Annotated in this window: 25 protein-coding genes; 14 read left to right on the top strand and 11 right to left on the bottom strand. The window is 47.4% G+C overall.

Annotation, left to right across the window (positions count from 1 at the left end; genetic code table 11):
• The first annotated feature begins 3 nt into the window (after positions 1–3).
• From waaB to A9587_RS09615, 6 genes are all read left to right on the top strand, one after another.
• The gene (waaB, locus tag A9587_RS09640) at positions 4–1,083 is read left to right on the top strand and encodes a lipopolysaccharide 1,6-galactosyltransferase (protein WP_105263476.1); all 1,080 of its coding nucleotides are present in this window, start codon (positions 4–6) and stop codon (positions 1,081–1,083) included.
• Positions 1,083–2,102 (top strand): lipopolysaccharide 3-alpha-galactosyltransferase, encoded by a 1,020-nt coding sequence (gene waaO, locus A9587_RS09635; protein WP_105263475.1) that lies wholly within the window; start codon positions 1,083–1,085, stop codon positions 2,100–2,102. Before waaB ends, waaO begins: the two co-directional genes overlap by 1 nt.
• Before the next feature lie 39 nt (positions 2,103–2,141).
• Positions 2,142–3,158 carry a lipopolysaccharide 1,2-glucosyltransferase RfaJ gene (gene rfaJ / locus A9587_RS09630; protein WP_000376837.1) on the top strand — a complete coding sequence of 339 codons (1,017 nt, stop codon included), beginning with the start codon at positions 2,142–2,144 and terminating at the stop codon, positions 3,156–3,158.
• A 17-nt stretch (positions 3,159–3,175) separates the two neighbouring features.
• Complete coding sequence (rfaY, locus tag A9587_RS09625; protein WP_000615163.1) at positions 3,176–3,874, top strand: lipopolysaccharide core heptose(II) kinase RfaY; 699 nt, start codon at positions 3,176–3,178, stop codon at positions 3,872–3,874.
• Between the two features lie 73 nt (positions 3,875–3,947).
• On the top strand, positions 3,948–4,799 hold the full coding sequence (gene waaZ, locus A9587_RS09620; protein ID WP_105263474.1) for a 3-deoxy-D-manno-oct-2-ulosonate III transferase WaaZ: 852 nt from the start codon (positions 3,948–3,950) through the stop codon (positions 4,797–4,799).
• A gap of 32 nt (positions 4,800–4,831) precedes the next feature.
• Positions 4,832–5,905, top strand: a complete 1,074-nt coding sequence (locus tag A9587_RS09615) for a glycosyltransferase family 9 protein (protein WP_105281920.1) — start codon at positions 4,832–4,834, stop codon at positions 5,903–5,905.
• A gap of 25 nt (positions 5,906–5,930) precedes the next feature.
• Here A9587_RS09615 and A9587_RS09610 read toward each other — a convergent pair whose 3' ends face one another.
• The 4 genes from A9587_RS09610 to rfaD are packed head-to-tail and all read right to left on the bottom strand — an operon-like array spanning position 5,931 to position 10,157.
• A complete protein-coding gene (locus tag A9587_RS09610) occupies positions 5,931–7,196 on the bottom strand; it encodes an O-antigen ligase family protein (RefSeq protein WP_001141924.1) in 1,266 nt (421 codons plus the stop codon).
• Positions 7,197–7,205: 9 nt separating this feature from the next.
• Positions 7,206–8,165, bottom strand: a complete 960-nt coding sequence (rfaC, locus tag A9587_RS09605; protein WP_105263980.1) for a lipopolysaccharide heptosyltransferase RfaC — start codon at positions 8,163–8,165, stop codon at positions 7,206–7,208.
• Between the two features lie 3 nt (positions 8,166–8,168).
• Positions 8,169–9,215: an ADP-heptose--LPS heptosyltransferase RfaF gene (gene rfaF, locus A9587_RS09600; RefSeq protein ID WP_000699256.1), complete on the bottom strand. Its 1,047-nt coding sequence runs from the start codon at positions 9,213–9,215 to the stop codon at positions 8,169–8,171.
• Between the two features lie 9 nt (positions 9,216–9,224).
• Positions 9,225–10,157 (bottom strand): ADP-glyceromanno-heptose 6-epimerase, encoded by a 933-nt coding sequence (gene rfaD, locus A9587_RS09595; protein WP_000587764.1) that lies wholly within the window; start codon positions 10,155–10,157, stop codon positions 9,225–9,227.
• 213 nt (positions 10,158–10,370) lie between these two features.
• On the opposite strand from rfaD, the gene kbl reads away from it, so the two are divergent.
• From kbl to waaH, 3 genes are all read left to right on the top strand, one after another.
• The gene (gene kbl, locus A9587_RS09590) at positions 10,371–11,567 is read left to right on the top strand and encodes a glycine C-acetyltransferase (RefSeq protein WP_001213851.1); all 1,197 of its coding nucleotides are present in this window, start codon (positions 10,371–10,373) and stop codon (positions 11,565–11,567) included.
• A gap of 9 nt (positions 11,568–11,576) precedes the next feature.
• Positions 11,577–12,602: an L-threonine 3-dehydrogenase gene (gene tdh, locus A9587_RS09585; protein ID WP_000645981.1), complete on the top strand. Its 1,026-nt coding sequence runs from the start codon at positions 11,577–11,579 to the stop codon at positions 12,600–12,602.
• A gap of 236 nt (positions 12,603–12,838) precedes the next feature.
• Positions 12,839–13,873, top strand: a complete 1,035-nt coding sequence (gene waaH, locus A9587_RS09580; protein WP_000982071.1) for a UDP-glucuronate:LPS(HepIII) glycosyltransferase — start codon at positions 12,839–12,841, stop codon at positions 13,871–13,873.
• Here the strand turns inward: waaH and A9587_RS09575 are convergent.
• The 3 genes from A9587_RS09575 to gpmM are packed head-to-tail and all read right to left on the bottom strand — an operon-like array spanning position 13,860 to position 17,660.
• A complete protein-coding gene (locus A9587_RS09575) occupies positions 13,860–14,819 on the bottom strand; it encodes a divergent polysaccharide deacetylase family protein (RefSeq protein ID WP_105263979.1) in 960 nt (319 codons plus the stop codon). The two genes, waaH and A9587_RS09575, sit on opposite strands and share 14 nt — an antisense overlap.
• Before the next feature lie 3 nt (positions 14,820–14,822).
• Positions 14,823–16,082 carry a murein hydrolase activator EnvC gene (envC, locus tag A9587_RS09570; protein WP_001517464.1) on the bottom strand — a complete coding sequence of 420 codons (1,260 nt, stop codon included), beginning with the start codon at positions 16,080–16,082 and terminating at the stop codon, positions 14,823–14,825.
• Between the two features lie 33 nt (positions 16,083–16,115).
• Entirely contained in the window at positions 16,116–17,660 is a 1,545-nt protein-coding gene (gpmM, locus tag A9587_RS09565; protein WP_001517465.1) for a 2,3-bisphosphoglycerate-independent phosphoglycerate mutase, read from the bottom strand.
• 244 nt (positions 17,661–17,904) lie between these two features.
• Here gpmM and A9587_RS09555 point away from each other — a divergent pair, with 244 nt between their 5' ends.
• The 5 genes from A9587_RS09555 to cysE all read left to right on the top strand — a co-directional run bounded on the left by A9587_RS09555 (position 17,905) and on the right by cysE (position 21,177).
• Complete coding sequence (locus A9587_RS09555; RefSeq protein WP_001517466.1) at positions 17,905–18,336, top strand: rhodanese-like domain-containing protein; 432 nt, start codon at positions 17,905–17,907, stop codon at positions 18,334–18,336.
• A 139-nt stretch (positions 18,337–18,475) separates the two neighbouring features.
• Complete coding sequence (gene grxC, locus A9587_RS09550; protein WP_000024387.1) at positions 18,476–18,727, top strand: glutaredoxin 3; 252 nt, start codon at positions 18,476–18,478, stop codon at positions 18,725–18,727.
• 62 nt (positions 18,728–18,789) lie between these two features.
• A complete protein-coding gene (gene secB / locus A9587_RS09545) occupies positions 18,790–19,257 on the top strand; it encodes a protein-export chaperone SecB (protein WP_000003377.1) in 468 nt (155 codons plus the stop codon).
• Positions 19,257–20,276, top strand: coding sequence for an NAD(P)H-dependent glycerol-3-phosphate dehydrogenase (gpsA, locus tag A9587_RS09540; RefSeq protein WP_001517467.1), 1,020 nt, complete (start codon positions 19,257–19,259; stop codon positions 20,274–20,276). The genes secB and gpsA overlap by 1 nt, the downstream gene beginning before the upstream one ends.
• A 79-nt stretch (positions 20,277–20,355) precedes the next feature.
• Positions 20,356–21,177, top strand: a complete 822-nt coding sequence (cysE, locus tag A9587_RS09535) for a serine O-acetyltransferase (protein WP_001277564.1) — start codon at positions 20,356–20,358, stop codon at positions 21,175–21,177.
• A gap of 55 nt (positions 21,178–21,232) precedes the next feature.
• Here cysE and trmL read toward each other — a convergent pair whose 3' ends face one another.
• From trmL to lldP, 4 genes are read right to left on the bottom strand one after another with little or no spacing between them, the layout of a single operon-like run.
• Positions 21,233–21,706, bottom strand: coding sequence for a tRNA (uridine(34)/cytosine(34)/5-carboxymethylaminomethyluridine(34)-2'-O)-methyltransferase TrmL (trmL, locus tag A9587_RS09530; RefSeq protein ID WP_000932355.1), 474 nt, complete (start codon positions 21,704–21,706; stop codon positions 21,233–21,235).
• Positions 21,707–21,753: 47 nt separating this feature from the next.
• Positions 21,754–22,944: a quinone-dependent L-lactate dehydrogenase gene (gene lldD, locus A9587_RS09525; protein WP_000586943.1), complete on the bottom strand. Its 1,191-nt coding sequence runs from the start codon at positions 22,942–22,944 to the stop codon at positions 21,754–21,756.
• Complete coding sequence (gene lldR, locus A9587_RS09520; RefSeq protein ID WP_001517469.1) at positions 22,941–23,717, bottom strand: transcriptional regulator LldR; 777 nt, start codon at positions 23,715–23,717, stop codon at positions 22,941–22,943. The genes lldD and lldR overlap by 4 nt, the downstream gene beginning before the upstream one ends.
• Positions 23,717–25,372: an L-lactate permease gene (gene lldP, locus A9587_RS09515; RefSeq protein WP_001055313.1), complete on the bottom strand. Its 1,656-nt coding sequence runs from the start codon at positions 25,370–25,372 to the stop codon at positions 23,717–23,719. Before lldP ends, lldR begins: the two co-directional genes overlap by 1 nt.
• Positions 25,373–25,649 lie beyond the last annotated feature (277 nt).

Below are 25,649 nucleotides of genomic sequence, written 5' to 3'. Positions count from 1 at the left end.
ATTATGAAAATAGCATTTATCGGCGAAGCGGTTTCTGGATTTGGTGGCATGGAAACGGTTATCCGCGATGTCATTAATACCTTCAGGCAACAACACATCCAAAGTGAAATGTTTTTCTTTTGTCGCAATGACAAAATGGATAAGGGATGGTTGGAAGGTATTGAATACTCGTGTTCATTTTCCAATATTCGGTTAGGTTTTTTGCGTCGAACGAAACATATTCATGCTTTAAGCAAATGGCTTCAGGATTATCAGCCAGATGTTGTTATTTGTATTGACGTTATCTCGTGTTTGTATGCGGCCAAAGCACGTAAAAAATCAGGAATTGATGTGCCAGTATTTTCATGGTCACATTTTTCTTTAGATCACAAAAAACATGCTGAATATATCACCTGTGCCGACTATCATTTAGCAATCAGCTCTGGCATTAAACAGCAAATGATTAATCGGGGTGTACCAGAATCGACGATAAATGTTATTTTTAATCCAGCCGAAGCTAAAGACACAGTCATTCCTGCGCCTGAGGAAGGCGAAACGGCAACGTTCATTTATGTTGGGCGTATGAAATTCGAGGGCCAGAAGCGGGTTAAAGACCTCCTTGATGGCTTATCACAAGCTCAAGGTAACTGGAAACTCCATGTATTGGGTGATGGCTCCGATTTTGAAAAATGCCAGGCTTATAGTAGAGAATTAAATATTGATGATCGAATTGTCTGGTATGGTTGGCAACAACATCCTTGGGAATTAGTCCAGCAAGATATTAAAAAAGTGACTGCGTTATTACTCACGTCATCTTTTGAAGGTTTCCCAATGACTTTACTTGAAGCTTTATCATGGGGAATTCCTTGTATCAGTGCCGATTGTGTCTCCGGACCTGCTGACATTATTCAATCTGATGTTAATGGTCATCTGTATCAACCGGGAGATATTACTTGTTTTGTAACTCTTCTGAATAAATATATAGCAGGTGAAATTCATATCGAACATGAAAAAATTCCTTCATCGATAGATAAGTTTTATCAACCGAAGTATTACGACAGATTACATAAGATAATTATTTCTGCTATTTCCCGGAGGAAATAATGCAGCAGGTGTTTTTCCAGGAAACTGAGTTTCTTAATTCAGTTATTGATTATAATCATAAAGTAGAAACAGAAAATCTTTGTCTGGACATCGCTTATGGAACTGACAAAAATTTTCTTTTTGGTTGCGGAATATCGATTGCTTCTATATTAAAATATAATGAAGGAAGTCGATTGTGTTTCCATATTTTTACTGATTATTTTGGTGATGATGATCGTAAGTATTTTGATGCCCTGGCGTTACAGTATAAAACCAGAATTAAAATATATCTGATTAATGGTGATCGACTTCGATCATTGCCAAGTACCAAGAACTGGACTTATGCAATATATTTTCGATTTATTATTGCGGATTACTTTATTAATAAGGTGCCTAAAGTCCTTTATCTGGATGCAGATATCATTTGCCAGGGGGCTATTGAGCCACTAATCAAATTCTCGTTTCCAGACTATAAAGTCGCAATGGTTGTTACGGAAGGCCAGGCTGACTGGTGGGAAAAACGCGCACATTCGTTAGGTGTTGCGGGGATTGCTAAAGGTTACTTTAACTCCGGTTTTTTATTTATCAATACAGAACAATGGGCAGTCGAGCAGGTTTCTGCGCGAGCCATTGCAATGTTAAATGAACCAGAAATAATCAAAAAAATAACACATCCTGATCAGGATGTATTAAATATGCTGCTGGCAGACAAACTTATTTTTGCTGATATTAAATATAACACCCAGTTTAGCTTAAATTATCAACTCAAAGAAAGTTTTAAAAACCCAGTAAACGAAAATACTATTTTTATCCATTATATCGGTCCAACCAAGCCCTGGCATGACTGGGCCTGGGATTATCCTGTATCACAAGCCTTTATGGAGGCAAAAAATGCTTCGCCATGGAAGAATACGGCGTTGCTGAAACCTAACAATAGCAATCAATTAAGGTATAGCGCAAAACATATGCTTAAAAAGCATAGATATCTAAAAGGATTTAGCAATTATCTTTTGTATTTTATTAAAAAGATAATGCATTAAAGCTGGGAAACTATAAAATAATGATATAAGGGTAGCATTGTGGACTCATTTCCTGCCATAGAGATAGATAAAGTTAAAGCCTGGGATTTTCGGCTAGCTGATATAAATACTTCTGAATGTTTAAATGTTGCCTATGGTGTCGATGCTAATTATCTTGATGGTGTAGGTGTTTCTATCACATCAATTGTTCTAAATAATCGACATATTAATCTTGATTTTTATATTATTGCTGATATCTACAATGATGATTTTTTTCAAAAAGTCGCAAAACTTGCAGAACAATACCAATTAAGAATCACGTTATATAGAATTAATACTGATAAGCTTCAGTGCTTGCCTTGTACACAGGTCTGGTCAAGAGCAATGTACTTTCGCTTATTTGCATTTCAATTATTGGGTTTAACGCTTGATCGTTTGCTTTATCTTGATGCGGATGTTGTTTGTAAAGGTGATATTAGCCCGCTATTGCATCTGGATTTAAACGGAGCGGTGGCTGCTGTTGTTAAAGATGTTGAGCCAATGCAGGAAAAGGCAGTGTCAAGGTTGTCTGATCCTGAACTACTGGGGCAGTACTTTAATTCTGGTGTCGTTTATTTAGACTTAAAAAAATGGGTTGACGCAAAACTAACAGAAAAAGCGTTGTCTATTCTTATGAGCAAAGATAATATTTATAAATATCCTGACCAGGATGTTATGAATGTCTTACTGAAGGGAATGACAATATTTTTACCTCGTGAGTACAATACAATTTATACAATTAAAAGTGAATTAAAAGATAAAACACATCAAAACTATAAAAAGTTGATTACAGAAAGTACTCTTCTTATTCATTATACAGGTGCTACTAAACCGTGGCACAAATGGGCAATATATCCATCGGTGAAATACTATAAAATAGCGTTAGAAAATTCCCCCTGGAAAGATGACTCTCCGCGAGATGCAAAATCAATTATTGAATTTAAAAAAAGATATAAACATCTGTTAGTGCAACATCATTATATCTCAGGAATCATAGCAGGAGTCTGTTATCTTTGCCGAAAATATTACCGTAAATAACATTTAACTGGTTTATCATGATTCAGAAGAACAAGATCAAAGACTTAGTTGTTTTTACCGATGAAAGCAATTCAAAGTATCTCAATGTATTAAATGACTTCTTGTCTTATAATATAAATATCATCAAAGTTTTTCGTTCTATTGATGATACGAAAGTCATGCTTATTGATACCGATTACGGTAAATTAATACTTAAGGTCTTTTCCCCGAAAGTTAAGCGTAACGAACGTTTCTTTAAGTCGCTGTTAAAAGGTGATTATTACGAACGCCTTTTTGAGCAAACCCAAAAAGTACGAAATGAAGGGTTAAATACCCTCAATGATTTTTATTTGTTGGCTGAGCGAAAAACCTTACGATTCGTCCATACTTATATTATGATTATCGAGTATATTGATGGTGTAGAGTTGTGTGATATACCCGATATTGATGATGTGCTAAAAAATAAAATTCAGCAATCAATTAATTCATTGCATCAACATGGTATGGTTTCTGGTGATCCCCATCGTGGTAACTTCATTATAAAAAATGGTGAGGTTAGAATTATTGATCTTTCAGGAAAACGTGCTTCAGCACAGCGTAAAGCGAAAGATCGTATTGATTTAGAGCGTCATTACGGTATTAAAAATGAGATTAAAGATCTAGGTTATTATCTTTTAGTATATCGTAAAAAAATGCGCAATTTTATGCGGCGTTTGAAAGGGAAACCAGCACGCTAAAATAGAAATATCCCGCAATTACTTGTCTTCGTTAGGCATTTTTACACGGAGTTATTTATTTCACAGGTTTATCATGAAGAATATTCGATACATTGACAAAAAGGATGTTGAAAACCTGATAGAAAATAAGACATCTGATGATGTTATTATTTTTCTGTCTGGTCCCACATCGCAAAAGACGCCTTTGTCGATATTACGGGCAAAGGATATTATTGCTGTCAATGGTTCAGCGCAATATCTGTTAAGTCATAATATTGTTCCCTTTATATATGTACTTACAGATGTTCGCTTTTTACATCAGCGTCGTGATGATTTTTATAAATTTAGCCAGAGAAGTCGTTATACCATAGTAAACATTGACGTTTATGAACACGCTTCCGAAGAAGATAAACTTTATATCCTCCAGAACTGCCTTGTATTACGGTCTTTTTACCGCCGGGAAAAAGGTGGTTTTATAAAGAAGATCAAATTTAATATATTGAGTCAGATTCACAAAGAACTGCTGATCTCTGTACCTTGGTCTAAAAGAGGTCGTCTGGTCGGATTTTGCAAGGACATCAGTCTTGGTTATTGCTCATGTCATACTATTGCCTTTGCTGCAATTCAAATAGCATATTCACTGAAGTATGCACGGATTATTTGTTCTGGTCTGGATTTAACTGGTAGCTGCTCGCGATTCTATGATGAAAATAATAATCCCATGCCCTCGGAATTAAGTAGGGATTTATTCAAAATATTACCATTCTTCCGTTTTATGCGTGATAATGTAGAAGATATTAATATTTATAATTTATCTGATGATACAGCTATTTCTTACGATGTAATTCCATTCATTAAACTTCAAGAAATCAGTACCGAAGAATCAAAAGATGAGACAAAAATAAAAATACAATATGAAGTCTCAACTGATTCTTATGCTAATTAAACATCATGAAACTAAAATAATATGGTATAAAAATGCGCCTAGGAACTTTTCATAAAAAGAAAAGATTTTATATAAACAAAATCAAGATTAATTTCCTTTCTTTTATATTTCGTAGGGAAATTAATAATCAAGTTACAGAACCTGCGCAAGTTAAATCATGTCTTATAATTCATGATAATAATAAACTCGGTGATCTAATTGTATTAAGTTCGATTTATCGTGAACTTTACAGTAAAGGGGTTAAAATAACCATTCTCACAAATAGAAAGGGTGGGGAGTTTCTCTCTAATAATAAAAATATATTTGATTTCTGTATTAAAGAATCAACTGGCTTCCTTAAAATGCTTAGTCTATGTAAGCATCTGCGGGATTTACAGTTCGATATTGTATTAGACCCCTTTGAAACTATGCCTTCATTTAAGCATAGTTTAATATTATCAAGTTTAAAAGATTCTTACATTTTGGGTTTTGATCAATGGTATAAGCGTTACTATTCATTTTACCATCCCCACGATGAATATTTAAAAGAACACATGAGTACACGAGCAACAGAAATACTGAAGCATATTTATGGTGAGGGTGAATTTTCCACCGACTACGACTTGCATTTACCTGTAGATGTTGAAAATAAAATAAAAGATTTTATTGGAAATACAAAAATAGTCATCATTAACCCATTAGGTGCAAAAAAAATATGCCGACTTACTCCTGAACAAATAAAATTTATATATCAAGAAGTGAAGATATGGTTTAAAAATTATCGAGTGATATTTACCGGGTTACCGCAAGATTTATTGACAATACCAATATCTGAAATTGAAACACTACCTTTCAACGAATTTATTTATACTGTTGCGTTGACCAGGTATAGTGATTTTGTCATTTCTGTTGATACAGCTCTTGTTCATATCGCTGCGGCTTATCATAAACCAACGCTTGCATTTTATCCTAATTCACGTGCTCCGGAATATCCCTCACATTTAATTTGGGCTCCGAATAATCATCAATCTATACAAATAGTATCCCCAACATTTACGGTAAAAGATATCGATACTGAAACTTTAACTGATTCAGTAAAGAGATTAAGTTGTATAGATAAGAAGTGAGTTTTAACTCACTTCTTAAACTTGTCTATTCTTGATTAATAGTATTGTTGCGATTATTAATAACGAGTAAGAGAACTATGGCGGATATAACGATAATTGGAATGCTGCGTGCCCATATGATCACATCACTGAGTCCAACCCCCATAATACCAAGCGTTAATATCAACAAACCCAATGCGCGTTTTTTATATGCTGTATAAAATAGTGAGAAATAGAAGAATATAGTGGAAAAAATTCCCATCATACCTTTCAGTGAAGCAGCTTCAATTATCTCATTATGCAGATGTACGTTAGAAAAATCCAATGCCCCTCTCAGTCTGCTGTGTTCTGCGACTAACAAATTCATACTTTCAGCGCGCGACTCTGCAGATCTAAATGAAAAAGGTGATTCTTTGAATATATCTAAACCAATTTCATACATTGCTAGTCTTGCACCTAAGGAAGTCACGCTATTAGCATTGGTGTAACTGTTTAAATCATTTAACGCTTCATTATAACGATATTGAATTGGTTTATTAAATATAATTACAACACTAGCCAATATGGTAATTAGTAGAATGATAGCGGTGCTGAATTTTTTTGGTGATTTGTTATAATAAGCTATTAATGCAACAGTACAAATCACAGGGAAGAGCAGTAGGGTTGCTCTGGTTTGTGTTAGTGCCAGAACATAAAGCACCGCGCAACTATTTAATAAAAATAAAAAAGGATGATTTTTTTTAGTATAAAGAATTGCAACACCACTAACTATGCCTATTAACATAGTTGAATATGCCGCTCCTGTTGCCGTTCCTATACCAAAAGAAATGCGATCATGTTCATAAATGCTATTAATATAAAATGCATATGCGGCAATTATAAATGACAGAGAATACATAACATATAATGCAATTTCTTTTTTTTGTTTTAGTTTGCTGGTAAGGGCTAAAAAAACAATAAAAGAACCAAATAAAAATATTTTGGCAGTATTTAAGTAATTATGGTAAGTAGCACGAAATGGTGAGTTATCTACTTTAAATAAAGAATACCAAATTAAATCAAGCAATCCTATAAAAAATATAGAAAGGGGAAGAATAAGTTTTTTTATATTATAATTTCCTTGTCTACCACGTAAAATTAGTGATAATAAGCAAACTACAGCAGTGATATTATATATCTTTATGCTGAAAGTGTTATCGACGAATGCAATTATCAACGAAAAAAAACTTAATATATAAGTCATTATCTCTAAAATCGTAGATGATTTTAGAGCATAAGGTTTCCATGATTGGAGTTTAATGAAGGTTGGCATGTTTTACCTTTATAATGATGATAATTTTTCCAAAACTGCGTGACCGTTGAGATTAATTAAGCTTTTCCCCGGGGCCCTACAAACCACCTGATTCTTCCCATACCCGCCAATTAATCCCGGATCGGTCGGTCCATAAACAGTGATATTGGGTTTATCCAGAGCCGCAGTTAAATGGCTTAACCCAGTATCTACCGAAACCACGAATTTCGCCCCGGCCAGCACTCGGGCAACTCCTTCCAGACTCATCTTCGGCAATACGTCGACATAATCAAATCCCTCCGCCAGCCTTTTCGCCCGAGCTTCTTCATGCGGTGCGCCCCAAGGGAGTTTAATGCGGATCCCCGAATCTGCCAGCAAGCCGATTAATTCTCGCCAGTGCTCTTCCGGCCAGTGCTTATCATCACGGGTCGTGGCATGCAGAAATACAGCATATTCACCAGCATCCGGTAGTGGATTTGTCAGGAAATGCTGCGCAATAGCATAATCGCCCTGGGTTTGTGGTTTGCTATACCCCAGGCTTTTAGCGAACAACTCACGGGTTCGTTCTACGGCGTGCTGCTGTTTCGCAATATGGTGCTTGCGATTATAAAACAGGCTTGCCAGTGGTTCGCGAGCAGTTTGCCAGTCCATTCCATGCTTAACGCCATGCGCCAGACGTGTCACCAGCGCGGCACTTTTTACCAGTCCTTGCGCATCAATAATCGCGTCATAGTTTTCCGCCCGTAGCGCTTCACGAAACGCTTTCCGCTCTGCTTTAACAGACGCTGAAAACCACGCTTTACGCCAGCGACGTATCGCTACCGGAATAACCCGCTCAACGGCGGCGTGCCAGGAAGGAATTTGTGCAAAACCTTCTTCCACCACCCAGTCAAACGTAATCCCCGGGATTGCCTGCTGTGCATCGGTGAGCGCGGGCAGCGTGTGGAGAACATCGCCCATCGACGATGTTTTGACGATCAGTACCCGCATCCGTCAGGCTTCCTCTTGTAACAACAGCGTGTTGAGTTCTTCCAGCACGAGTTGTGGCGTAATGTCGACCAGGCTCTGGTGATAACCCTCTGCGGCGTCGCCTTTACGCACTTTGTGATAACCCGTAATCAGGCGGATCACCCGCGCTTTATGGGAAAGCGGCGGTGTGAAGTCCGGGCTGCTTGGGCCATACAGTGCAACCAGTGGGCGATTAAGCGCTGCCGCAACGTGCATCAGCCCTGAATCATTAGTGACAATGGCTTTACAAGCCGCAATCAGGATAACCGCTTGATCAAGCTGCGTTTCCCCTGCCAGATTACGACACCACGACTGCTGCTCGGTATTCAATGCCGCAAGGATCTCATTACCCGCTTCATGATCTTTAGCCGAGCCAAACAGAACCACCTGATAACCTTCATCAATGAGCTGTTTCGCCAGTTCCGCGTAGTGGTAGTGCGGCCAGCGTTTTGCCGGACCAAACTCTGCACCAGGGCAAAAGCCAATCATCGGGCGTTCTGATGAGAGGGAAAATTGATTACAGGTATACGATTTTTCACCTTCGCTCACCTGTAGCTGCGGCCATAGCAGTGGCTGCGGCAGATCTTGTGCTGTGCGCATAATGCCTTTGTCGTAGGCCAGCGCGACATAGCGTTCCACCATCAGTGGCCAGGCTTCTTTATCAAGTACGCGAACATCGTTGAGTAAACCATAGCGCATTTCACCACGCCAGCCGGTGCGATGAGGAATACCTGCGAAGAAAGGCACTAATGCTGATTTAAAGGAGTTGGGTAAGACGTAGGCGCGGTCGTAACGTTTTTCGCGCAGGCTATGCCCCAGCTTGCGGCGTTCGCTAATCTCCAGCGCCCCATGACCGAGGGGCATGGGAATGGCTTCGTTGACTTCCGGCATCCGCGACAATAACGGACGGCACCAGGCAGGTGCCATCACGTCGATTATCGCCTGGGGATAGCGCGCCTGGAGCGTACGATAGAGACTTTGCGACATCATCATGTCGCCAACCCAAGACGGGCCGATCACCAGTATTTTCATTCAAAGCTCTTATGCGTCGCGATTCAACCAGGCCATATATTCCGTTACGCCTTCGGCAACGGTTTTGAATGGTTTGTCATAACCCGCAGCACGCAGGTTAGTGAGATCTGCCTGGGTGAATGCCTGATAACGGCCTTTCAGTTTATCCGGGAACGGAATGTATTCGATCTGGCCTTTCTTGTGATAAGCCAGCGTCGCATCCGCCACGGCCTGGAAAGATTCTGCACGACCGGTGCCGAGGTTAAAGATGCCGGAAACGCCATTTTCCAGGAACCACAGGTTCACATCAGCCACGTCGCCCACGTAGACGAAGTCGCGTTTAAAGTTTTCGCTACCTTCGAACAGTTTCGGTGATTCACCGTTGTTAAGCTGAGTGTTGAGATGGAAAGCGACGCTCGCCATGCTGCCTTTATGGCCTTCACGCGGCCCATAAACGTTGAAGTAACGGAAACCGACAATCTGCGAGTTCGCTTCTGGCAGGATTTGACGAACATATTCATCAAACAGGAATTTTGAGTAACCGTAGACGTTCAGTGGTTTTTCGTATTCGCGGGATTCGATAAAGTCGGAGGTGCGTCCGCCATAGGTGGCTGCGGAAGATGCATACAGGAATGGGATTTCGCGTTCCAGACAGTAGTGCAGCAGCTCTTTGGAGTATTGATAGTTGTTATCCATCATATACTTGCCATCCCACTCGGTGGTGGAAGAGCACGCGCCTTCATGGAAAATCGCTTCGACATCACCGAACTCTTCGCCAGCCATAATCTGGATCAGGAAGTCTTCCTTATCCATATAGTCTGCGATATTCAGATCCACCAGGTTCACAAACTTGGTGCCGTCTTTCAGGTTGTCCACCACCAGAATATCGGTGATGCCTTTATCATTCAGGGCCTTAACGATGTTGCTGCCGATAAAGCCCGCGCCGCCGGTAACGATGATCATAACTGTAACCTTCGAATTATGGAGTCAGAGACAATCTCAGACACGAATACTTCTATCATATCACTACACGGCGTTGGCTTCAGCCATTCACCGAAAGTGAGAATGATGGGCGTTATTTATTCTAAATTTTACAGAAGTGTTAACGCGTCATCTCGTCGCGACCTGTAAGTTTGGGTAATATGTGCGGGAATTTGTCCTGTCTGGAGAGTCGCAATGCGTGGAGAATTTTATCAGCAGTTAACTAACGACCTGGAAACCGCAAGGGCGGAAGGGTTGTTTAAAGAAGAGCGCATTATCACGTCTGCGCAACAAGCGGACATCACTGTGGCTGATGGAAGCCACGTCATTAACTTTTGTGCCAATAACTATCTCGGGTTGGCGAACCATCCTGAGCTGATTGCGGCGGCAAAGGCGGGAATGGATTCTCACGGTTTCGGGATGGCTTCAGTACGTTTTATTTGCGGTACTCAGGATAGCCATAAAGAGCTTGAGCAGAAACTGGCAGCATTCCTGGGTATGGAAGATGCGATTCTCTACTCATCCTGTTTTGACGCCAACGGTGGTCTGTTTGAAACGCTGCTGGGCGCAGAAGACGCCATTATCTCTGACGCGCTGAATCACGCTTCGATCATTGACGGTGTGCGTCTGTGCAAAGCCAAACGCTATCGCTACGCCAATAACGATATGCAGGAGCTGGAAGCGCGGCTGAAAGAAGCGCGTGAATCCGGGGCGCGCCATGTGTTAATCGCCACCGATGGTGTGTTCTCTATGGATGGCGTAATTGCCAACCTGAAAGGAGTTTGCGATCTCGCGGATAAATACGACGCTTTGGTGATGGTCGATGACTCTCATGCTGTCGGTTTTGTCGGTGAAAACGGCCGCGGTTCTCATGAATACTGCGACGTGATGGGCCGTGTCGATATCATCACCGGCACGCTGGGTAAAGCGCTGGGCGGTGCTTCCGGCGGTTACACCGCGGCGCGCAAAGAAGTGGTTGAGTGGCTGCGCCAGCGTTCTCGTCCGTACTTATTCTCCAACTCGCTGGCACCGGCCATTGTCGCCGCTTCCATTAAAGTGCTGGAGATGGTCGAAGCGGGCAGTGAACTGCGTGACCGCCTGTGGGCGAACGCGCGTCAGTTCCGTGAGCAGATGTCAGCCGCTGGCTTTACCCTGGCGGGTGCCGATCACGCCATTATTCCGGTCATGCTTGGTGATGCTGTAGTGGCACAGAAATTTGCTCGTGAGCTGCAAAAAGAGGGCATTTACGTTACCGGTTTCTTCTATCCGGTCGTACCGAAAGGTCAGGCACGTATTCGTACCCAGATGTCTGCGGCGCATACTCCTGAGCAAATTACGCGTGCGGTCGAAGCGTTCACGCGTATTGGTAAACAACTGGGCGTTATCGCCTGAGGATGTGAGATGAAAGCGTTATCCAAACTGAAAGCGGAAGAGGGCATCTGGATGACCGACGTTCCTGAACCGGAACTCGGACATAACGACCTGCTGATTAAAATCCGTAAAACAGCCATCTGCGGGACTGACGTTCACATCTACAACTGGGATGAGTGGTCGCAAAAAACCATTCCGGTGCCAATGGTCGTAGGCCATGAATATGTTGGTGAAGTGGTTGGTATTGGCCAGGAAGTGAAAGGCTTCAAAATTGGCGATCGCGTTTCCGGTGAAGGCCATATTACTTGCGGTCATTGCCGTAATTGCCGTGGTGGTCGTACTCATCTGTGCCGCAACACGATCGGCGTCGGCGTTAATCGTCCGGGTTGCTTCGCTGAATATCTGGTGATCCCGGCATTCAACGCCTTCAAAATTCCCGACAATATCTCCGACGACTTAGCTGCGATTTTCGATCCGTTCGGTAATGCGGTACACACGGCGCTGTCGTTCGATCTGGTTGGCGAGGATGTGCTGGTTTCTGGTGCGGGGCCAATTGGTATTATGGCGGCGGCGGTAGCAAAACACGTCGGCGCACGCAACGTGGTGATCACCGACGTTAACGAATACCGTCTGGAGTTGGCGCGCAAAATGGGCATCACTCGCGCGGTTAACGTTGCCAAAGAAAACCTCAATGATGTAATGGCAGAACTCGGCATGACCGAAGGGTTTGATGTTGGTCTGGAGATGTCCGGTGCGCCAGCGGCGTTCCGCACCATGCTGGACACCATGAATCACGGCGGTCGTATTGCGATGCTGGGTATCCCGCCGTCTGACATGTCTATCGACTGGACAAAAGTGATCTTTAAGGGCTTGTTCATTAAAGGCATTTACGGCCGTGAGATGTTCGAAACCTGGTATAAAATGGCGGCGCTGATTCAGTCTGGTCTGGATCTCTCGCCAATCATTACCCATCGTTTCTCCATCGATGATTTCCAGAAAGGCTTTGACGCCATGCGTTCTGGCCAGTCCGGGAAAGTTATCCTGAGCTGGGATTAACACAAAAAAGGGCTGGCATTCCAGCCCTTTTTCCTGAGGATAATCCGTTAAATATGTAAAATCTTGTCAGTACAATAAAGAATAAGTAATTGCGCTGTTCTCTTATATAGCTGTTCTCATTATCTCTCTAACCTGAAGTTACTCTCTCCCGTAAAAATAATATCTCACAGGCTTAATAGTTTCTTAATGCAAAGCCTGTACAAAGGAACGGTAATTTCAGAGGTCGTCGGTAACTTATGATGAACAGCACCAATAAACTTAGTGTTATTATCCCGTTATATAATGCGGGCGATGATTTTCGCACGTGTATGGAATCTTTAATTGCGCAAACCTGGACTGCTCTGGAAATTATTATTATTAACGATGGTTCAACGGATAATTCTGTTGAAATAGCAAAGCATTACGCGGAAAACTATCCGCACGTTCGCTTGTTGCATCAGGCGAATGCTGGCGCATCGGTAGCGCGTAATCGTGGGATTGAGGCGGCGACGGGCAAATATGTCGCTTTTGTCGATGCAGATGATGAAGTCTATCCCTCTATGTACGAAACGCTGATGACAATGGCGTTAGAGGATGATCTCGACGTGGCGCAGTGCAATGCTGACTGGTGTTTTCGTGATACCGGGGAAACCTGGCAATCTATTCCCACCGATCGCCTTCGCTCAACCGGCGTGTTAACTGGCCCGGACTGGCTGCGGATGGGGCTTTCTTCCCGCCGCTGGACTCACGTTGTCTGGATGGGCGTTTATCGCCGCGATGTTATTGTAAAAAATAACATTAAATTTATTGCCGGATTACATCATCAGGATATTGTCTGGACAACAGAATTTATGTTTAACGCGCTGCGCGCGCGATATACCGAGCAACCATTATATAAATATTATCTGCATAATTCGTCAGTGAGTCGTCTGAATAGACAAGGGAATAAAAACCTTAATTATCAACGCCACTATATTAAAATCACGCGTCTGCTGGAAAAATTAAATCGCCAGTACGCCGACAAAATTACGATTTATCCGGAATTTCATCAGCAAATAACGTATGAAGCATTGCGCGTTTGCCATGCGGTACGTAAAGAGCCGGATATTATTACCCGCCAGCAGATGATTGCCGAGATATTTACTTCCGGCATGTATAAGCGCCTGATTACTAATGTGCGCAGCGTGAAGGTGGGTTATCAGGCGTTGCTGTGGTCTTTCCGCTTATGGCAATGGCGCGACAAAACACGGTCGCACCATCGCATTACGCGTAGCGCCTTTAATTTGCGCTAGCGTTAAGTTTTGCCGCTTCGGGCTGTTTGCCCCAGCCTTGCCACTGATGCTGGAAGTAAACGATCAGTGTGCTCTGGCTGATGCTTTCGCTTAATACTTCAAAGAAGCGATTAGCATAAACCGGTTCCAGCGGTTTCTTCGGTTTACACAGCTTCACACCACGGAACGGATTACGCGGCGCGTTGGGCACGGTGTTTTTCGGCGGAGTCGATGTATCGACCTGCGGTTCATTCAGCAAGCTGCTGGCTTTCACCAGCGTAATGTCTGGCGGCAGGTTATAAACCATCTGCTGCAGCACACGTACCGTTGAAGGGTGAGGATGACCAATGGCGATCGTCGAACCGTTGCGACGCGCCAGTTCAATTGCGCGATTAAACTGCACACGAATATCCGCTTCGTTTTGCGAATCGTCGAGGAATACCTTCCGTTTAATAACTTTCACGCCAGTACCTTGCGCAGCGCGCATCGCCTGGGTATTGCCGATGGTTACGCTGTCGAGGAAGTAAAGATTGTAACGTGCCAGCGCCTGCATCACTTTCTGCATACCAAACAGGTTCGAGGTCATCTTGCTGCCCATGTGGTTGTTGATCCCCACAGCATAGGGCACGTTATTGACTGCACTGCGAATGATGCGCTCAATTTCGTCGCTACTCATTTCCGGGCGTAACGTATTTTTTTCCAGCGGCTGTTTACTCAATGGTGCCATCGGCAGATGAATCAACACTTCGTGACCGCTGTTATGCGCTTTGATCGCCATCTCTCTGGCGTGCGGCGAGTCGGGTAGCACGGCGACGGAGATAGCGGATGGCATCGCCAGCACCTGGCTTTCGTTGTGCGGGCGATAGCCAAAATCATCAATAACGATGGCAAGTTTGCCAGCAAGTACGGGGGAGGAAAGCGCCAGCAGAGCGGCAAATGCAAGAACGTTACGACGAAATGGAAACAAAACTTATCTTCCCAACCACGGCTGTGGATTGACCGCCTGACCCTGGCGGCGAATTTCGAAATAGAGTGAAGGCCGACCCTGACCGCCACTGCTGCCCACTAGTGCAATTGGCTGACCCGCGCGAACCTGCGAGCCAACGCTCACCAGTGCGCTCTGATTATAGCCGTAAAGACTCATATCGCCTTTACCGTGCTCAACCACCACCACCAGACCGTAGCCTTGCAGCCAGTCAGCCAGAATTACTCGACCGTCGGCAATCGCTTTAACTTCAGTGCCTTCAGAAGCACCAATAACCATCCCTTTCCAGCGCAGCTCGCCCTGTAGCTGTTCGCCATAGCGATGCAGTGTTGGCCCACGAACAGGCCAGAATGCCTGACCACGCGGTGCACCTAAACCACCGGTACGGGACATCAGCGATTTTTCGCTTTCGGTTGGTTTGTAGGTGGTGCCTTTGCGCGTCGCTTCTTTCTGCCTGTCGCGCACTGCCTGGGCTTCGCGCGCTTCACGTTCAGCACGTGCTTTCGCTGCCGCTTCTGCACGAGCAATGCTATTGCGCAGACGAGATTCGTTGGCGCGCAGCTCGCTTAACTGTTGCTGACCTTGTTGAATGGAAGACTCCAGCCCTGCCAGCGTCTTCTTACGCTCATTCAGCGCCTGGGTCAGCTTCGCCTGTTGGGCGCGCTGTTCATATAACAGTGTTTGTTGTTCGCTCTGTTTCTCTTCCAGTTCAGCACGCTGCATGGCAACTTCTGCGCGCGTCTGCTTCAGCTCAGCGATGGTTTCTTGTCGCGCCTGGTTGAGGTAACCGAAGTAAGCCTGCAAACGCTGGCCGCGCTGGCTTTCTTCACCGCTAAGAATGAGCTGAATACCGGTATGCTCACCCTGACGAAACGCGGCATCCAGTTGCGCGGCGAGGCTGCGTTCCTGAGCGGCTTTTTGCTGCTCCAGCTTAGCAATTGACGCGTTCATCTCATCAATCTGTTTATTCAGTTGATTGAGCGTGTTTTGCGTTTCGCGCAGCTTACGGGTGGCTTCAGAGATCGCCTCTTCCTGCTTTTTCAATTGTGCGAGCAGGCTTGCGCGTTGTTGCTGTTGTTGGCGTACCGCGCGCTCTTTCGCGGCGATATCGGCCTGAATAGACTTGAGTTGGTCGCGGTCATCCGCCTGGGCGGAAAAAGTGCACAACAATACGCCAGCGCTAAGAACGCTGGCGTAAATGATGGGCCTGACTGCAAACCTGCGCGGTTTCGTGGCCCGTGTCATGGTATTAATCGCCTTTCCCCTCATGGGGAGGGATTATTCCACGATGAACAGCGGCTTACCAGTCATCTCTTGCGGGATTTCCATACCCATTAAAGAGAGCATGGTCGGCGCGATGTCAGAAAGTTTGCCACCTTCAACCGCTTTCACGTTCTTATCGCCAACGTAAATCAGCGGAACAGGCAGGTTGGTGTGCGCCGTGTGCGCCTGACCGGTAGCCGGATCGCGCATCTGTTCAGCGTTACCGTGGTCAGCGGTGATCAGCAGTTGACCGCCAACAGATTCAACGGCTTTCGCCACTTCATCCACGCAGTGATCCAGCGCTTCTACCGCTTTAACTGCCGCTTCCATCACCCCGGTGTGACCTACCATGTCGCCGTTCGGGTAGTTACAGATGATGGTGTCGTATTTGCCGCTCTTGATTGCCGCAACCAGTTTTTCGGTCAACTCTGCGGAACTCATTTCCGGTTGCAGGTCGTAGGTCGCGACTTTCGGTGAGTTGATCAGAATGCGATCTTCGCCTTTGAACGACTCTTCTACGCCGCCGTTAAAGAAGAAGGTGACGTGGGCATATTTTTCGGTTTCGGAAATACGCAACTGAGTTTTGTCATTTTTCGCCATCCACTCACCGAAGGTGTTAACCAGAGAGGCTGGTGGGTAAGCCACTGAGGTTTTGATGTCGGCGGCGTATTCGGTCAGCATCACGAAATCAACGTTAACCACTTTCTTACGGGCGAAACCGTCGAAATCAGCGTTAACGAACGCGCGGGTGATTTCACGGGCACGGTCAGCACGGAAGTTCATGAAAATCAGTGCGTCGCCGTCTTCCATTGCTGCATCTGGCTGGCCTTCGGCACGGATGACAGTCGCTTTCACGAATTCATCGTTTTCGTCACGAGCATAAGCGGCCTGCAAACCGGCAACGGCGGTATCAGCCTGGAATTCGCCCTGCGCCAGAGTCAGCAGGTCATAAGCTTTTTCAACGCGATCCCAACGGTTGTCGCGGTCCATCGCGTAGTAACGACCAATAATGGACGCTACACGGCCTTTACCCAGTGCGGCAAATTTCTCTTCGAATTTTTTCAGAGAAGCTTCAGCGCTGCGCGGTGGGGTGTCGCGACCGTCGAGGAATGCGTGCAGATAGATTTTTTCTGCGCCACGTTCAGCGGCCAGTTCTACCATTGCCATGATGTGATCTTCGTGGCTGTGTACGCCGCCTGCGGAGAGCAGACCCATAATGTGTACAGCTTTGCCCGCGTTTTTCGCTTTATCTACCGCGCCAGTTAGCACCGGGTTAGCGAAGAACGCGCGATCTTTGATTTCAACGTCCAGACGAGTCAGGTCCTGATACACGATGCGGCCGGCACCCAGGTTAACGTGACCTACTTCGGAGTTACCCATCTGACGGTCAGGCAGACCGACTTCCAGACCGGAAGCGTCGATCAGGGTATGCGGACGATTGGCCCACAGTGCATCCATTACCGGGGTTTTTGCACTAAAAATGGCGTTATCCTGCTGTTCTTCGCGATAGCCATAGCCATCCAGAATCACCAGTACCATAGGTTTTTTAGAAACCGACATTGCGACAACCTCATACTCAAGAGTCAAAATTTGCGTAATTTTACTACAGCTGAATCGATAAAATAGCCTCTGAAGATCAAATTATGACGCCGCACAGTGAAAGCCGGGGGCTGATTTGCGATTTTTTTTCGTAGCGCCCCGCAAAATTGCATTCCAGTGCACGCGCTGGCTGTATTTGCCGCAACGCGCAGGTATACTCCTTTCCTGGTTTTTTTAATCACTACGTCGGGAGTTGTTACCCCCCATGCAAGAAATTATGCAATTTGTCGGCCGCCATCCCATGCTGAGTATCGCCTGGATCGCGTTACTGGTGGCGGTCCTGGTTACTACGTTCAAAAGCCTGACCTCGAAAGTGAAGGTGATTACACGTGGTGAAGCGACGCGTCTGATCAACAAAGAAGACGCTGTGGTTGTGGATTTACGCCAACGTGATGACTTCCGTAAAGGCCATATCGCTGGCTCTATCAATTTGTTGCCGACCGAAATCAAAGCCAACAATGTTGGTGAGCTTGATAAGCACAAAGACAAACCGGTTATCGTGGTTGACGGTTCTGGCATGCAGTGCCAGGAGCCAGCAAACGCGCTGACGAAAGCTGGGTTTGCGCAAGTATTTGTGCTGAAAGAAGGCGTAGCTGGCTGGGCTGGCGAGAACTTGCCTCTGGTGCGCGGCAAATAATTTACCTGTCGTTTTTTATGCCGCTGATAGTTAGCTGCAATTATGCCCCCAGTGACTTATTGATATAAGCTTCTGGGGATATTCTATTTTGTCGCTACCCTGCAACATAAAACAACAGGTAAAAAACAGGAGCTAAATTATGGCCAATGTTGAAATTTATACCAAAGAAACCTGCCCTTATTGCCATCGTGCGAAAGCATTGCTGAGCAGCAAGGGCGTGAATTTCCAGGAACTGCCGATTGATGGCAACGCCGCTAAGCGTGAAGAGATGATCAAACGCAGTGGCCGCACCACGGTTCCGCAGATTTTTATTGACGCACAGCACATTGGCGGCTGTGACGACTTGTATGCATTGGATGCACGTGGTGGACTGGATCCTCTGCTGAAATAACGTGTGAACGTTGGCATTACATTGCGCAGTATTTAAGGACAACACTTAAGGGTTTTCTACACATGTCAGAACAAAACAACACCGAAATGACTTTTCAGATCCAGCGTATTTATACCAAGGATATTTCTTTCGAAGCGCCGAACGCGCCGCACGTTTTCCAGAAAGATTGGCAGCCAGAAGTTAAACTTGATCTGGATACGGCATCTTCCCAACTGGCAGATGACGTTTACGAAGTGGTACTGCGTGTTACCGTAACGGCATCCCTGGGCGAAGAAACCGCGTTTCTGTGCGAAGTTCAGCAGGGCGGTATTTTCTCCATCGCGGGTATCGAAGGCACCCAGATGGCACATTGCCTGGGCGCATACTGCCCGAACATTCTGTTCCCGTATGCTCGTGAATGCATCACCAGCATGGTATCCCGCGGTACATTCCCGCAACTGAACCTTGCGCCGGTTAACTTCGATGCTCTGTTCATGAACTATTTACAGCAGCAGGCTGGCGAAGGTACTGAAGAACATCAGGATGCCTGATGAACCAACGTAATGCTTCAATGACTGTGATCGGTGCCGGCTCGTACGGCACCGCTCTTGCCATCACCCTGGCAAGAAATGGCCACGAGGTTGTCCTCTGGGGCCATGACCCTGAACATATCGCGACGCTTGAACGCGACCGTTGTAACGCCGCGTTTCTCCCCGATGTGCCTTTTCCCGATACGCTCCACCTTGAAAGTGATCTCGCCACTGCGCTGGCAGCCAGCCGTAATATTCTCGTCGTCGTACCCAGCCATGTCTTTGGTGAAGTACTGCGGCAGATTAAACCGTTGATGCGTCCTGACGCGCGCCTGGTATGGGCAACCAAAGGGCTGGAAGCGGAAACCGGGCGTCTGTTACAGGACGTGGCGCGCGAAGCGTTAGGCGATCAAATTCCGCTGGCGGTTATCTCTGGCCCCACTTTCGCGAAAGAGCTGGCAGCAGGTTTACCAACGGCTATTTCGCTGGCCTCTACCGACCAGGATTTTGCTGACGATCTCCAGCAACTGCTGCACTGCGGCAAAAGTTTCCGTGTCTACAGCAACCCGGATTTCATTGGCGTGCAACTTGGCGGCGCGGTGAAAAACGTCATTGCGATTGGTGCGGGGATGTCTGACGGTATCGGTTTTGGGGCGAATGCGCGAACGGCGCTGATCACCCGTGGCCTGGCTGAAATGTCGCGTCTGGGCACGGCGTTGGGTGCCGAGCCTGCCACCTTTATGGGCATGGCAGGCCTGGGTGATCTGGTGCTTACCTGTACCGACAACCAGTCGCGTAACCGCCGCTTTGGCATGATGCTCGGTCAGGGCATGGATGTACAAAGTGCGCAGGAGAAGATTGGTCAGGTGGTGGAAGGTTACCGCAATACGAAAGAGGTTCGCGAACTGGCGCATCGCTTCGGCGTTGAAATGCCAATAACCGAGGAAATTTATCAAGTATTATATTGCGGAAAAAACGCGCGCGAGGCAGCATTGACACTATTAGGTCGTGCACGCAAGGACGAGCGCAGCAGCCACTAAACCCAGGGAACTTTTGTTACCGCTATGACCCGGCTCGCGCAGAACGGGCCGGTCATTACCTCATCGTGTGGAGTAAGCAATGTCGTGTGAAGAACTGGAAATTGTCTGGAACAATATTAAAGCTGAAGCCAGAACGCTGGCGGACTGTGAGCCAATGCTGGCCAGTTTTTACCACGCAACGCTACTCAAGCACGAAAACCTGGGGAGTGCATTGAGCTATATGCTGGCGAACAAGCTGTCATCGCCCATTATGCCTGCCATTGCTATTCGCGAAGTGGTTGAAGAAGCTTATGCCGCCGACCCGGAAATGATCGCTTCTGCGGCCTGCGATATCCAGGCGGTGCGTACTCGCGACCCGGCAGTAGATAAATACTCAACGCCATTGTTATATCTGAAAGGTTTTCATGCCTTGCAGGCGTATCGCATTGGTCACTGGTTGTGGAATCAGGGCCGCCGTGCACTGGCAATTTTCTTGCAAAACCAGGTATCTGTGACGTTCCAGGTCGATATCCATCCGGCGGCAAAAATTGGTCGCGGTATCATGCTCGACCACGCGACGGGCATCGTCGTTGGTGAAACGGCGGTAATTGAAAATGACGTGTCGATTCTGCAATCCGTGACGCTCGGTGGCACAGGTAAAACCAGCGGCGATCGTCACCCGAAAATTCGTGAAGGCGTGATGATTGGCGCTGGTGCGAAAATTCTCGGCAACATTGAAGTTGGTCGTGGCGCGAAGATTGGCGCAGGTTCCGTGGTGCTGCAACCAGTACCGCCGCATACCACTGCCGCTGGCGTTCCGGCGCGTATCGTCGGTAAACCAGACAGCGATAAACCGTCAATGGATATGGATCAGCATTTCAACGGCATTCACCATACGTTTGAGTATGGCGATGGGATCTGATGTCCTGTGATCGTGCCGGATGCGATGCTAACGTATCTTATCCGGCCTACGGTAACTAATCTCTCAACACCGCCCCCGGATACCCCAACTGCCGCCAGGCTTCATACACCACCACCGACACCGCATTGGACAGGTTCATGCTGCGGCTGTCCGGCACCATTGGAATACGAATTTTTTGTTCAGCGGGCAGGGCGTCAAGGATGGTTGCGGGTAAGCCACGTGTTTCCGGGCCGAACATCAGATAATCGCCATCCTGATAACTTACGGCGCTATGTGCGGGCGTACCTTTAGTGGTAAGGGCAAACAGACGCTGGGGATTTTCCGCCTCAAGAAACGCGCTATAGTCATGATGACGCGTAACGGCGGTAAATTCGTGGTAGTCCAGCCCCGCGCGGCGCAGGCGCTTGTCGTCCCAGGCAAATCCCATCGGTTCGATGATATGCAGACGAAAGCCGGTATTAGCGCAAAGACGAATGATGTTGCCAGTGTTTGGCGGAATTTCTGGTTCGTAAAGTACGATGTTTAGCATACTGCCCCCTTAGTGCGGGGGCAGGATAGCAGATATTAATCTAACCCTTAAGCTGCATTCCCTTTCGCCATCGGAGCCAGTGCCGCAGGCAACTCTTTACCCAGCCCCTGAACCAGCGAGTCTTCCGTGATTTCACTAATTGATTTCGCGCCAGTCAGCGTCATCGCCACTTTCATCTCTTTCTCGATCAAATTCAGCAAGTTTGCTACGCCCGCCTGGCCCGCCGTGGCCAGTGCATACAGGAAAGCACGGCCCAGCAGTACGGTATCGGCACCGAGTGCGATCATACGCACAACGTCAAGCCCGTTACGAATGCCGCTATCCGCCAGAATCGCGATATCGCCTTTCACCGCATCTGCAATAGCAGGCAGTGCGCGGGCGGAAGAGAGCACGCCATCCAACTGACGACCGCCGTGGTTAGAAACTACAATGCCATCCGCGCCAAAACGGACTGCATCACGGGCATCTTCCGGATCGAGGATCCCTTTGATCACCATCGGGCCATCCCAGAAATCACGGATCCACTCAAGGTCTTTCCAGGAGATGGATGGATCGAAGTTATTCCCCAGCCAGCCGATGTAATCTTCCAGTCCGGTCGGTTTACCGAGATAAGCTGAGATATTACCTAAATCATGCGGACGACCGTTCAGACCCACATCCCAAGCCCATTGCGGATGAGTCACCGCCTGCAAGTAGCGGCGCATTGCGGCATTCGGACCGCTCATACCCGAGTGTGCGTCACGGTAGCGTGCGCCCGGCGTTGGCATGTCAACGGTGAAAACCAGCGTCGAACAACCCGCGGCTTTTGCCCGTTCCAGCGCGTTACGCATAAAGCCGCGATCGCGCAGCACATAAAGCTGGAACCACATTGGGCGCTTGATGGCTGGTGCAACTTCTTCAATCGGGCAAACGGAAACCGTCGAGAGAGTAAACGGAATGCCATGCGCATCTGCCGCTTTTGCTGCCTGGACTTCGCCGCGACGCGCATACATGCCGCACAAGCCCACCGGAGCCAGCGCTACTGGCATCGACAATTTCTCATTAAACAGCGTCGTTTCCAGGCTTAAGTCAGACATGTTTTTCAGAATGCGCTGGCGCAGCGCCACGTCGGACAAATCTTCTACATTGCGGCGCAGGGTGTACTCAGAATATGCGCCGCCATCCATATAGTGGAACAGGAACGGCGGCAGAATGCGTTGTGCGGCGGCGCGATAATCGCTGGCTGCGGAAATAATCATGCGTTTTTCTCCCTCGAATGCTCATGATGCTCACCGGGCAGGCGGGTAATGCGTGCGCGGCGTGCCTGATCTTCATCGAATCGTTTTATGGTGGTGTGGACAAAACTGAGATGCGCCATCATCGCTTTACGCGCACCGTCGGCATCACCAGCAAAAATGGCGTCAATGACTGCCTGATGCTGTTCAGTCAGTTGCGAAAAAACGGGCGGAACCAGATACATCCGCTGGCGACTTTGCATTACCGAGGACTGCAGGACATCAAAGAAACCGCGCATGGTCTGTAGCAGAACAATGTTATGTGAGGCTTCGGCAATCGCCAGATGAAAACGAACGTCTGCTTGTGAGGCGAGGTCCGGGTCTTCGCTGAGCGTTGCCTCAAAGCAAAGCTGAATTTTCTCTTTGTCGCCAGGCGTGGCGCGCATCGCCGCATGCCAGGCGGTGCTGGCTTCAATGGCGTAGCGGGCTTCCAGAATATCGAAGCTGTAATCCGGATCATCGGCCATCAGCGTTTTCAGTGGTTGGACGATGTTTTGCTCCGACCATGCATCATGACGCCAGCGAATAAACGTCCCGCCGCCGCGTCGGCTGAGCAGCACGCCTTCGCTTACCAGTTTTGCCAGCGCCTCGCGTAATGAATTACGCGACACGCCGAGCTGCATCGCCAGTTGACGTTCAGCGGGCAACTTCATGCCCGCCTCCAGATTTTTTTCATCAATCAGCGCCCGCACACGATCTGCTACCTCGTCTGACAGGCGTCTGGGTATAACCATCATTAAGGAATCATCCACGTTAAGACATAGGCCTGCAGCGTGGTGATCACGCCCACCATACAGGTGAAGATCAGGCTGTGTTTGACAGTAAAGCGGAACAAATCAGACTCTTTGCCAACCAGGCCTACTGCCGCACAGGCGATGGCGATAGATTGCGGAGAGATCATCTTGCCGGTGACGCCGCCGGTAGTGTTGGCTGCAACCAGCAACAGGTCAGAGACGCCAATTTGTTGTGCTGCTGTGGCTTGCAGAGCGGCAAACAGGGCGTTAGATGATGTATCCGAGCCGGTCAGGAATACACCCAGCCAACCAAGGAATGGCGAGAAGAAGGTGAATGCGTGGCCGGTGTGTGCCAGAGCCAGCGCCAGTGTTGACGACAACCCGGAATAGTTCGAAATAAAGGCGAACGCCAGCACCATACCAATGGAGTAGATGGGCAGCGCCAGCTCTTTCAGCGTGTTGCCGAAGGTGCTGATAGCGTCAGACGGTTTCATTTTCAGCCAGATAACAGAGAGCAGCGCAGCAAACAGAATGGCGGTGCCGGTGGCAGAGAACCAGTCGAACTTAAACACGGCTGCATAGGCGGTGGCTTCGCTGACCACCGGCGGCATACGAGCAACCAGTTTATCGAGGTACGGCACCGGAATGTTGATGACCCACTCATACAGCGCTCCGCCCGAAGCGAACAGGGCTTTAAACGGTGGAATACTCCACAGTGTTACGGTGGCGGTCAGGAACAGGAACGGTGTCCAGGCACGCAATACCTGACCTGCGGTGTAACCGGTGTGAGCCAGCGTCATATCAACCTGTGACGCCCCCAAATCACCGAAGCGGAAAACGCGCACCGGCTGCCAGCGTTTGAGGAACAGTGTCAGGCAGAGTAGCGATACCAGCGAAGAGATAATGTCCGGCAGTTCCGGCCCAATGAAGTTGGAACTGAGGTACTGTGCGATGGCAAACGAACCACCCGCAACCACGACCGCAGGCCAGGTTTCTTTGATACCGCGCCAGCCGTCCATAATTGCCATGATCCAGAACAGCACGATAATAGTCATAAATGGTAGCTGGCGGCCTACCATCTGGCCAATCTCAAAGCTGTCGATGCCTGTTACCTGCCCGGCAACCAGAATCGGAATACCCATTGCGCCAAATGCCACCGGTGCGGTGTTAACAATCAGGCACAGCCCGGCGGCGTACAGTGGTTTAAAGCCCAGGCCGACCAGTAAGGCTGCGGTAATCGCGACCGGTGCGCCGAAGCCTGCAGCCCCTTCGAGAAATGCGCCGAAACAGAAACCGACGATCAGCATTTGCAGGCGCTGGTCAGGGGTTATTGAAAGAATGGACGAGCGGATGATGTCAAACTGCCCGGTTTTCACCGAGATCTTATAGACGAACACCGCTGCAATAATAATCCACGCGATCGGCCACAGGCCGTAGAAGAAGCCATAAACCACGGAGGCCAGCGCGTTGGCGACCGGCATTTTATAGAACAGCAAAGCTACCGCCAGAGCGATAGTGACCGTCCAGGTGGCGGCGACGTATCCTTTCAGTTTGAGCTTAATCAGCGCAAAGAAGAAAAACAGGATGGGAAGCGATGCTATCAGGCTGGAAAGCCAGATATTCCCGGCGGGATCATAGTTTTGTTGCCAGAGATTCATTGCAGGTCTCCTGGAGGCCACGCACATCGTGTAATGAGTCTGTTGCTCATCTCCTTGTCACACGTTGTGTAAAAGTGGCACTGCCAATTTTGTTGTGTAGGGATAATGACAATGAATGGTTAACCAAATGTTATGTAATGGCAACGTTAATGTGAGTTTGAATTGATGAACTGTGAACCAGAGGCCAGATAAGGGAAGAATTGGTAGGGCCAATTTGGGGTGAGGAAGGTGTCTGGTAAAGAAAAGGGCAATCCTCATCAGAGAATTGCCCGCAGAT

The organism is Escherichia sp. MOD1-EC6162, from assembly GCF_002965125.1.
In the GTDB taxonomy this organism is placed as follows: domain Bacteria; phylum Pseudomonadota; class Gammaproteobacteria; order Enterobacterales; family Enterobacteriaceae; genus Escherichia; species Escherichia marmotae.
Note: the sequence above shows the minus strand (reverse complement) of the source record. Positions and strands in the feature narration are given on the sequence as shown.

What these genes read in the sequence shown, in the direction of transcription:
- lldR (WP_001517469.1), bottom strand. Translation starts at nt 23,717, where the DNA reads ATGATGGTTATACCCAGACGCCTGTCAGACGAGGTAGCAGATCGTGTG.
- gpsA (WP_001517467.1), top strand. Translation starts at nt 19,257, where the DNA reads ATGAACCAACGTAATGCTTCAATGACTGTGATCGGTGCCGGCTCGTAC.
- trmL (WP_000932355.1), bottom strand. Translation starts at nt 21,706, where the DNA reads ATGCTAAACATCGTACTTTACGAACCAGAAATTCCGCCAAACACTGGC.
- rfaY (WP_000615163.1), top strand. Translation starts at nt 3,176, where the DNA reads ATGATTCAGAAGAACAAGATCAAAGACTTAGTTGTTTTTACCGATGAA.
- lldP (WP_001055313.1), bottom strand. Translation starts at nt 25,372, where the DNA reads ATGAATCTCTGGCAACAAAACTATGATCCCGCCGGGAATATCTGGCTT.
- rfaF (WP_000699256.1), bottom strand. Translation starts at nt 9,215, where the DNA reads ATGAAAATACTGGTGATCGGCCCGTCTTGGGTTGGCGACATGATGATG.
- A9587_RS09615 (WP_105281920.1), top strand. Translation starts at nt 4,832, where the DNA reads ATGCGCCTAGGAACTTTTCATAAAAAGAAAAGATTTTATATAAACAAA.
- rfaC (WP_105263980.1), bottom strand. Translation starts at nt 8,165, where the DNA reads ATGCGGGTACTGATCGTCAAAACATCGTCGATGGGCGATGTTCTCCAC.
- gpmM (WP_001517465.1), bottom strand. Translation starts at nt 17,660, where the DNA reads ATGTCGGTTTCTAAAAAACCTATGGTACTGGTGATTCTGGATGGCTAT.
- A9587_RS09610 (WP_001141924.1), bottom strand. Translation starts at nt 7,196, where the DNA reads ATGCCAACCTTCATTAAACTCCAATCATGGAAACCTTATGCTCTAAAA.
- waaO (WP_105263475.1), top strand. Translation starts at nt 1,083, where the DNA reads ATGCAGCAGGTGTTTTTCCAGGAAACTGAGTTTCTTAATTCAGTTATT.
- envC (WP_001517464.1), bottom strand. Translation starts at nt 16,082, where the DNA reads ATGACACGGGCCACGAAACCGCGCAGGTTTGCAGTCAGGCCCATCATT.
- grxC (WP_000024387.1), top strand. Translation starts at nt 18,476, where the DNA reads ATGGCCAATGTTGAAATTTATACCAAAGAAACCTGCCCTTATTGCCAT.
- kbl (WP_001213851.1), top strand. Translation starts at nt 10,371, where the DNA reads ATGCGTGGAGAATTTTATCAGCAGTTAACTAACGACCTGGAAACCGCA.
- waaZ (WP_105263474.1), top strand. Translation starts at nt 3,948, where the DNA reads ATGAAGAATATTCGATACATTGACAAAAAGGATGTTGAAAACCTGATA.
- secB (WP_000003377.1), top strand. Translation starts at nt 18,790, where the DNA reads ATGTCAGAACAAAACAACACCGAAATGACTTTTCAGATCCAGCGTATT.
- cysE (WP_001277564.1), top strand. Translation starts at nt 20,356, where the DNA reads ATGTCGTGTGAAGAACTGGAAATTGTCTGGAACAATATTAAAGCTGAA.
- waaH (WP_000982071.1), top strand. Translation starts at nt 12,839, where the DNA reads ATGATGAACAGCACCAATAAACTTAGTGTTATTATCCCGTTATATAAT.
- waaB (WP_105263476.1), top strand. Translation starts at nt 4, where the DNA reads ATGAAAATAGCATTTATCGGCGAAGCGGTTTCTGGATTTGGTGGCATG.
- rfaD (WP_000587764.1), bottom strand. Translation starts at nt 10,157, where the DNA reads ATGATCATCGTTACCGGCGGCGCGGGCTTTATCGGCAGCAACATCGTT.
- lldD (WP_000586943.1), bottom strand. Translation starts at nt 22,944, where the DNA reads ATGATTATTTCCGCAGCCAGCGATTATCGCGCCGCCGCACAACGCATT.
- A9587_RS09555 (WP_001517466.1), top strand. Translation starts at nt 17,905, where the DNA reads ATGCAAGAAATTATGCAATTTGTCGGCCGCCATCCCATGCTGAGTATC.
- tdh (WP_000645981.1), top strand. Translation starts at nt 11,577, where the DNA reads ATGAAAGCGTTATCCAAACTGAAAGCGGAAGAGGGCATCTGGATGACC.